The sequence below is a fragment of the Mesorhizobium escarrei genome (assembly GCF_935825525.1).
In the GTDB taxonomy this organism is placed as follows: Bacteria; Pseudomonadota; Alphaproteobacteria; order Rhizobiales; family Rhizobiaceae; genus Mesorhizobium; species Mesorhizobium escarrei.
Genome location: NZ_CAKXZT010000168.1, coordinates 397,495 through 404,896, shown reverse-complemented (window position 1 = coordinate 404,896; position 7,402 = coordinate 397,495). Strand labels below are relative to the sequence as shown.

At 62.5% G+C, this 7,402-nt stretch carries 5 protein-coding genes and 1 pseudogene; 4 read left to right on the top strand and 2 right to left on the bottom strand.

Going from position 1 to position 7,402, the window contains the following annotated elements; all coding sequences use genetic code 11:
- Window positions 1–243 precede the first annotated feature (243 nt).
- Window positions 244–1,713, bottom strand: a complete 1,470-nt coding sequence (locus tag NMG80_RS32840; RefSeq protein ID WP_254021961.1) for a cobyric acid synthase — start codon at window positions 1,711–1,713, stop codon at window positions 244–246.
- The gene (locus NMG80_RS32835; protein ID WP_254021960.1) at window positions 1,713–2,327 is read right to left on the bottom strand and encodes a dimethylsulfonioproprionate lyase family protein; all 615 of its coding nucleotides are present in this window, start codon (window positions 2,325–2,327) and stop codon (window positions 1,713–1,715) included. The genes NMG80_RS32840 and NMG80_RS32835 overlap by 1 nt, the downstream gene beginning before the upstream one ends.
- Before the next feature lie 152 nt (window positions 2,328–2,479).
- Here NMG80_RS32835 and NMG80_RS32830 point away from each other — a divergent pair, with 152 nt between their 5' ends.
- From NMG80_RS32830 to NMG80_RS32815, 4 genes and pseudogenes are all read left to right on the top strand, one after another.
- The gene (locus NMG80_RS32830; RefSeq protein ID WP_254021959.1) at window positions 2,480–3,646 is read left to right on the top strand and encodes an isobutyryl-CoA dehydrogenase; all 1,167 of its coding nucleotides are present in this window, start codon (window positions 2,480–2,482) and stop codon (window positions 3,644–3,646) included.
- 29 nt (window positions 3,647–3,675) lie between these two features.
- Entirely contained in the window at window positions 3,676–3,822 is a 147-nt protein-coding gene (locus NMG80_RS32825) for a hypothetical protein (protein ID WP_254021958.1), read from the top strand.
- A 48-nt stretch (window positions 3,823–3,870) separates the two neighbouring features.
- On the top strand, window positions 3,871–4,755 hold the full coding sequence (mmsB, locus tag NMG80_RS32820) for a 3-hydroxyisobutyrate dehydrogenase (RefSeq protein ID WP_254021957.1): 885 nt from the start codon (window positions 3,871–3,873) through the stop codon (window positions 4,753–4,755).
- 562 nt (window positions 4,756–5,317) lie between these two features.
- Window positions 5,318–7,341 (top strand): annotated as a pseudogene (locus tag NMG80_RS32815) (ABC transporter ATP-binding protein/permease).
- Window positions 7,342–7,402 lie beyond the last annotated feature (61 nt).

The following is a 7,402-nucleotide window of genomic DNA, read 5'->3' as shown; positions in this document are numbered from 1 at the left end:
AAGCGACGCGGCGCAGACCCTGAGATCCATGCCGTTACCTCAGCCGAAAAGTGCAGCGGAGCAGAATTCTGCACCGTCGCGACACTTCGACGTTACGGCATGGATCCTGGGGTCTGCGCCGCGTCGCTTCGCTCCTTGCTCCGCCCAAGGATGACGAGGCGGTGGGCGTTTCCGCTAATCGCCAAGGTATGCAGTCAGTCAACGCCAGCACATCTTACCTGTCAAAACTGCTACGCCGAGGAGCTACCGCGCCAAACCAAAAATCGCGTCGCAGTCGAGGTGGGTTTCCAGCTCGGCTGCGATCTCGTCCAGCGCCCGTTCGACTTCGGCACGGTAGTCGATGCCGCCGCCTTTGACGCCGAGATTTTCCAGCAATTTCGCCCGAAAAGCGTCGGCGGAAAATAGACCGTGCAGATAGGTGCCCGACACCTTGCCGTCGGCCGAGACGGCGCCGTCATCGGCGCCGTTGATGACGGCGGACGGCCGCAGCGTGTCCGGACCGGTGGTGCGGCCGAGATGGATCTCGTAGCCTTCGAGCGGCAGGTCGAACTGGACCGAGCGAGCGCTGACATTGCGCACCGTCTTTTCCGGCTCCATCACCGTTTCGACGTCGAGCAGGCCGAGCCCTTCCGTCTCGGTAACGCTGCCCTCGATGCCGTCGGGATCGCGCACGACACGGCCGAGCATCTGGAAGCCGCCACAGATGCCGACGACGTGGCCGCCGCGTTTGCGGTGGGCAAGCAGGTCGCGGTCCCAGCCATTCTCGCGGAATCTCAGGAGATCGCAGATCGTCGACTTGGAACCGGGAATAACCACCAGCCCGGCATCCTCTGGCAAGTGCTGGCCGGGCGGCACGAACACCACCTCGACCTGAGGCTCGGCCTTGAGCGGGTCGAGATCGTCGAAATTGGCGATGCGCGAAAGCATCGGCACCGCGACCTTCAGCGCGCGCTTCTCGCCGGACGCCAGGCGTTCGAGCACCACGGAATCTTCCGATGGCAGCCGCGCCGCTGCCTTCAGCCACGGCACGACGCCAAAGCAGCGCCAGCCGGTGAAGCTCTCGATCGCCTTGAGGCCGTCATCGAACAGCGAGACATCGCCGCGGAACTTGTTGATGAGATAGCCGGCAATCATGCGCCGGTCCTCTTCCGGCAGGATCAGATGGGTGCCGGCGACCGAGGCGATGACTCCGCCGCGATCGATGTCGCCGACGAGGATCACCGGCACATTGGCGCGCGTCGCAAAGCCCATATTGGCAATGTCGCGGCTCCTGAGATTGATCTCGGCCGGCGAGCCGGCGCCTTCGACGATGACGAGGTCGGCACCCTCGCCGACCTTGGCCCAGGAGTCGAGCACGGTATCCATCAGCCGGGCTTTCAGCGCCTGGTAGTCGCGTGCCCGCGCCTCGCCGAACACCTTGCCCTGCACCACCACTTGGACGCCGATATCGGTCTGCGGCTTGAGCAACACCGGGTTCATGTGGATCGAGGGCGCAACGCCACAGGCGATCGCCTGCAGCCATTGGGCGCGGCCGATCTCGCCTCCGAGTTTGTCGCCCGGTATATTGGCAACGGCGGCGTTGTTCGACATGTTCTGCGGCTTGAATGGCCGCACCTTCATCCCACGCTTCCTCGCCGCGCGGCAGAGGCCCGCGACCAGCACCGTCTTGCCGACATCGGAGCCCGTGCCCTGCAGCATGATTGCTCTGGCCATTAATTCCTGCCCTGTGAAATGGTGCCGCTGATCGTGGATTTCGCGGCCAGTGGTCCGCCGTGCCAGATGTAGAGCGCCAGCAGAGGCTCCTTGCCGGTGCGCATGGCATGGCTGACATCAGAGGCATGGTGGATCACCTCACCCGCCTCCCGCTTGCCAAAGTCGCCTTCGCCCATGCGCCATCCGGTGCCGCCGGTCAGCGGAATGTAGATCTCCTCGGCGACATGATGGTGGTCGGGATAGACGATTTCAGGTCCGAGGATCAGCAGACCGGCCGCTACCTCGTCGTTGACGAAATGGCCGCGCGTGCCGAAGACCTCCAGCCAGCCGTAGTTGTCGATGAATGTCTTGCCGAAATCCGCCTCGCTGTAGGTCTGCCCCCAGCGCAGTTCGCCGCGACGCTCGGCAAGCAGCCGCGCCAGCGGCTGAGCGTTGGCCGGAGCGAGCTCGACGATACGATCGAGCTGGCGCAGGCAGGCGAGCGGACGCGGCTCGAGGGGACGCGGCGGCATGGCCCAGCCGATCCGGGCCACGGCATCGCGCACCAGCGCATCATCGAATGTTTCGAGATAGCTGTGGAAACGTCCAAGCAGTTCATCGAAATTTGTCGTCACTTTTTGCCCCAGACACGCATTCTCAACCAGCCGCCCCCAGATGGTTGGATGGAGATGGTCGGCTTGCGCGGCGGCATCATTGGTCTAGATTGGACGGCGCGCAAAGCCAAAAACGACAGGCCAGCAAGCCGAAGAACATCAGGGAGCACGCCATGGACGCCGCTGTCGATGCGGGCACCAGCCAGTTCGAACTCAACGAGGACCAGCGCGCCATCCAGCAAATGGCCGAGGCCTTCGCCGCCGATCGTGTAGCTCCGAACGCGCTCGACTGGGACCGCAACAAGCATTTTCCGGCAGACGTGATCCGCGAGACTGGCCCGCTCGGCCTTGGCGGCATCTATGTCAGTGACGATGTCGGCGGCTCAGCGCTCGGCCGGCTCGACGCGGTGCTGATCTTCGAGGCGCTGTCGCTCGCTGATCCGGCCTTCTCCTCCTTCATCTCGATCCACAACATGGTGGCTTCGATGATCGACCGCTTCGGCAGTGACGAGCAGCGCCAGCACTTCCTGCCGAAGCTGACCTCGATGGAATGGCTGGCGAGCTATTGCCTGACCGAGCCGGGTTCAGGATCGGATGCGGCGGCGCTGAAGACGCGCGCGGTGAGGAGCGGCGGCGACTATGTGCTGAACGGCGTCAAGCAGTTCATTTCGGGCGCCGGCGACAGCGACCTCTACATCGTCATGGCGCGCACCGGCGCCGATGGCCCGAAGGGCATTTCGACCTTCGTCGTGCCGAAAGATGCGCCTGGCCTGTCTTTCGGCGCCAACGAGCACAAGATGGGCTGGCACATGCAGTCGACCCGCCAGGTCGTCTTCGAGGACTGCAAGGTGCCGGCGCAAAACCTGCTCGCGGACGAAGGTGCCGGTTTCGGCATCGCCATGGCCGGGCTCGACGGCGGCCGGCTCAACATCGCCGCCTGTTCGCTGGGCGGGGCGCAATCGGCGCTCGACAAGGCGCTGTCCTACACCGCCGAACGCAAGGCCTTCGGCGCCAAGATCAACCAATTCCAGGCGCTGCAGTTTAAGCTGGCCGACATGGAAACCGAGCTGCAGGCTGCACGGATATTCCTTTACGCCGCTGCCTCAAAGCTCGACCGCAAGGCCCCGGATGCCTCAAAATGGTCGGCGATGGCCAAGCGCTTCGTCACCGACATCGGCTTCAACGTTGCCAACGACGCGCTGCAACTGCATGGCGGCTATGGCTATCTGCACGATTACGGCATCGAGAAGCTGGTGCGGGATCTGCGCGTCCACCAGATTCTCGAAGGCACCAACGAGATCATGCGCGTCATCATCGCGCGCGCCCTGATCGGACGGTAGGCAGTAGGCAGTAGGCAGTAGGCAAAAAAGTGACCGGCAGGATCAATTCATACAAGGATCATATCGTATGGGAGCAGGCGATGGATCTGGCGCGTGATCAAGCTTATCAGGTGCTGTTATCGACCAAGGGCATCGGAAAAATGCTTCGCCACTTATTGGCAAACTCGCCCGAATAGGCTGCCTACTGCCTAACTGCTGCCTTACCCAAACCACGGAGTGCCATTATGACCACCATCGCCTTCATCGGCCTCGGCAATATGGGCAATCCGATGGCAGCCAATCTGGTCAAGGCTGGATATGCCGTTCACGGATTCGACCTGATCCCGGAAAATCTCGTGATCGCCAAGGAGCATGGGGTCGTCGTCATGGCCAATGCCGTTGCAGCGGTGAAGGAGGCCGATGTGGTCATCACCATGCTGCCGGCCGGCAAACACGTCCTGTCGGTCTATGAAGACATCGTGCCAAAGGCGAAAAAGGGCGCGCTGTTCATCGATTCCTCGACCATCGACGTCGAATCGGCACGAAAAGCCCACGCCATTGCCGCCAGACATAAGCTGCTGTCGATCGATGCACCGGTTTCCGGCGGCACCGGCGGCGCCGCCGCCGGCACGCTGACCTTCATGGCCGGTGGCTCGAAGGATGCCTTCGCCAAGGCCGAACCAGTCCTCAAGCCGATGGCCGGCCGTATCGTCCATTGCGGTGATGACGGCGCCGGACAGGCGGCAAAGATCTGCAACAACATGATCTTGGGCATTTCGATGATCGGCGTCGCCGAAGCCTTCGTTCTGGCGGAAAAGCTCGGCCTGTCGCATCAGGCGCTGTTCGACGTCGCCTCGAACTCGTCGGGCCAGTGCTGGTCGCTGACTACCTACTGCCCGGTCCCTGGTCCGGTGCCGACATCGCCGGCCAACAACGGCTACAGGCCGGGGTTTGCCGCGGCACTGATGCTGAAAGACCTGAAACTGTCGCAGGAAGCCGCCCAAAGCGCTGGTGCGGTGACGCCGCTCGGCGCCGAGGCCGCCCAGCTTTATGCGCTGTTCAACGCCCAGGGGCATGCCGCTGCCGACTTCTCCGGCATCATAAATTTCTTGCGCGGCACCCCGGCGTAGTGCATGTCGCCCAAAGGCTTGGGCTTAACCCCCCAAGGGTGCGCACAGCGTGCGCAGCAGACGCGACGCGCTTTAAGCCTCGAACTCGACTGGCTTTCGGTTCCGGCAAAGAAACCTCGGAAATTTAGATTTGCTTAAACTATCGATAACCACCCGGTAACGATGTCCCTGTAGAACGGAGTGCGAGGCGGCATATCGCATCCGCCCGGCGCTCCGGATCAGGTCTCGCGTCCCGGAGCCCGTAAGTTTCGCCAAGTGTTCAGTCAGCGAAGCGCCATGCGTATCTGGCAAAGCCGCGTTCCCCATGGAGCGCGGTTTTTGCGTTTCGCATTCTTCAACGACAGTGAGACGATCGCCCTGGCGCGTCTCCAGATGGTCGTCGGCCTCGTGGCGGCGGTCCTGACCGACGTCCTGTCGGCAGGACTATCGACAGCATCACGAAATGGCAGCAGATCAAGGAAAACGCCAAGAACGACGCCGACCGCATCCGCGCCGACGTGGCGATCACGCGGCTTGAGCGGACATCATGAAACCTTCTGATTTCCAAGCCGTTATCGCCGGTATGTCCGGGGCTAAATCCAAGCCGAAATCGGTCTCCAAATCACGCGATGCCGAGAAGTCGCGCCAGGAGAAGCAATCGACTGTCGAAGTCGCGTCTGGGATCGTCGGCGCGGCCCCGCCGCCGGTGGATTTCGTCGAACCCGATCCGAAGCTGACCCCTGAGGAGGCCGAGCAGGCGCGCAAGAGATACTTGCTGAGGCGTTTCTGGATCAGCGCGCGCGGTTACTGGGGCCGCGGAGGCGATAGGCGGGCTTGGCCATACACGATCGGGTTACTGCTCCTGATCGTCATCAATGTCGGCTTCCAGTATGGGATCAATGTCTGGAATCGCGCAATTTTCGACGCCCTTGAGCAACGCAATGGTCGCACCGTCTATGTCCTGAGCGCCGTTTTCGTGCCGCTCGTGCTCGGCAGCGGAAGCCTTGTCGTTGCACAGGTCTTCCTTCGCATGACGATTCAGCGCCGCTGGCGTTCCTGGCTCACCAGCGCGGTGATCGCGCGGTGGCTTGCAAGCGGCCGCTACTTTCAGTTGAACCTCGTCGGCGGCGACCACCAGAACCCCGAAGCCCGCATTACCGAGGATTTGCGGATTGCCACCGAATCCCCGGTCGACTTCATCGCCGGTGTCATCAACGCGTTTCTGTCGGCCTCGACCTTCATAGTGGTGCTCTGGACGATCGGCGGGGCCCTGACCCTGACGATCGCAGGTTCGACGGTGACCATTCCCGGCTTTCTCGTCGTCACCGCGGTACTCTATGCCGCGATCACATCCACCTCCATGGCGGTCATTGGCCGCCATTTCGTCCACCTCTCCGAGGAAAAAAATCAGGCTGAAGCCGAATTCCGCTACACGCTGACGCGCGTGCGGGAAAACGGCGAGAGCATCGCATTGCTCGGCGGCGAGGAGGAGGAGCGTAGCGGCATCGACAGGACGTTCGCCCATGTGCTCAGGCAATGGGCGCTCCTTACAGGGCAGCACATGCGCACAACGCTGGTATCGCAGGGGCGAGTCTGTTTGCGCCTGTCGTGCCGGTTTTGCTTTGCGCTCCAAAATTTCTCGAAGGCGGCATGACACTCGGCCAGGTAATGCAGGCTGCCTCTGCCTTTGCCATCGTGCAGGGCGCGTTCGGATGGCTGGTCGACAACTACCCCCGTCTGGCCAATTGGAACGCCTGTGCACGGCGCATCGCCTCGCTGATGATGTCGCTCGACGGGCTCGAGCGCGCGGAACAGAGCAACAAGCTCGGACGCATAAAGCGCGGCGAAGCTGCAGGCGGTGCGATGCTCAGCCTGAACAATCTGTCCGTGTCGCTCGACGACGGCACCGCCGTGGTCAAGGAAACCAAGGTCGTGATCGAATCAGGCGAGCGGGTGCTCGTCGCCGGCGAATCCGGCTCAGGCAAGAGCACGCTGGTGCGGGCCATCGCAGGTCTGTGGTCGTGGGGTGGCGGCAGCGTCAACATCCACGCCGACAGACGGCTGTTCATGTTGCCGCAACGGCCTTATGTCCCCACCGGGACGCTTCGCCGCGCAGTCGCCTATCCAGGCGCCGCCGATCGCTGGACGCTGGACAAGATCAAGGCTGCCCTCGACAAGGTCGGGCTCGATTATCTGAACGACAAGATCGAGGACGACGCGCCATGGGACCAGACCCTGTCGGGTGGCGAAAAGCAGCGGCTCGCCTTCGCGCGTCTTCTGCTGCACAGCCCCGATATCATCGTGCTGGATGAAGCAACGTCAGCACTCGATGAAAAGAGCCAGGACAAGATGATGGAGATGATCGTTCACGAATTGCCGAAGGTCACCATCATAAGTGTGGCGCATCGCGCCGAGCTGGAAGCCTTTCATAGCCGCAAGATCACCTTGGAGCGGCGCGAGGGCGGCGCAAAGCTTGTCAGCGATATCGATCTTGTCCAGCGCAAGAGAAGACGGAACTTGCTTGCGCGATTTATGGGGCGCCGGCGCGCCGTACCAAAACGCAGCACGACCTTGAGCAAAGCGGCGCTGCCCGAGACAAAAAAGTGAAGTCCGCCGATCGGGCCTAAACGCCGGGCGTCCGGTTGCAGGACGCCCGGCGATCGTTTCA

Coding starts and splice junctions, on each gene's coding strand:
- NMG80_RS32840 (WP_254021961.1), bottom strand. CDS start 1,713: ATGGCCAGAGCAATCATGCTGCAGGGCACGGGCTCCGATGTCGGCAAG.
- NMG80_RS32830 (WP_254021959.1), top strand. CDS start 2,480: ATGGACGCCGCTGTCGATGCGGGCACCAGCCAGTTCGAACTCAACGAG.
- mmsB (WP_254021957.1), top strand. CDS start 3,871: ATGACCACCATCGCCTTCATCGGCCTCGGCAATATGGGCAATCCGATG.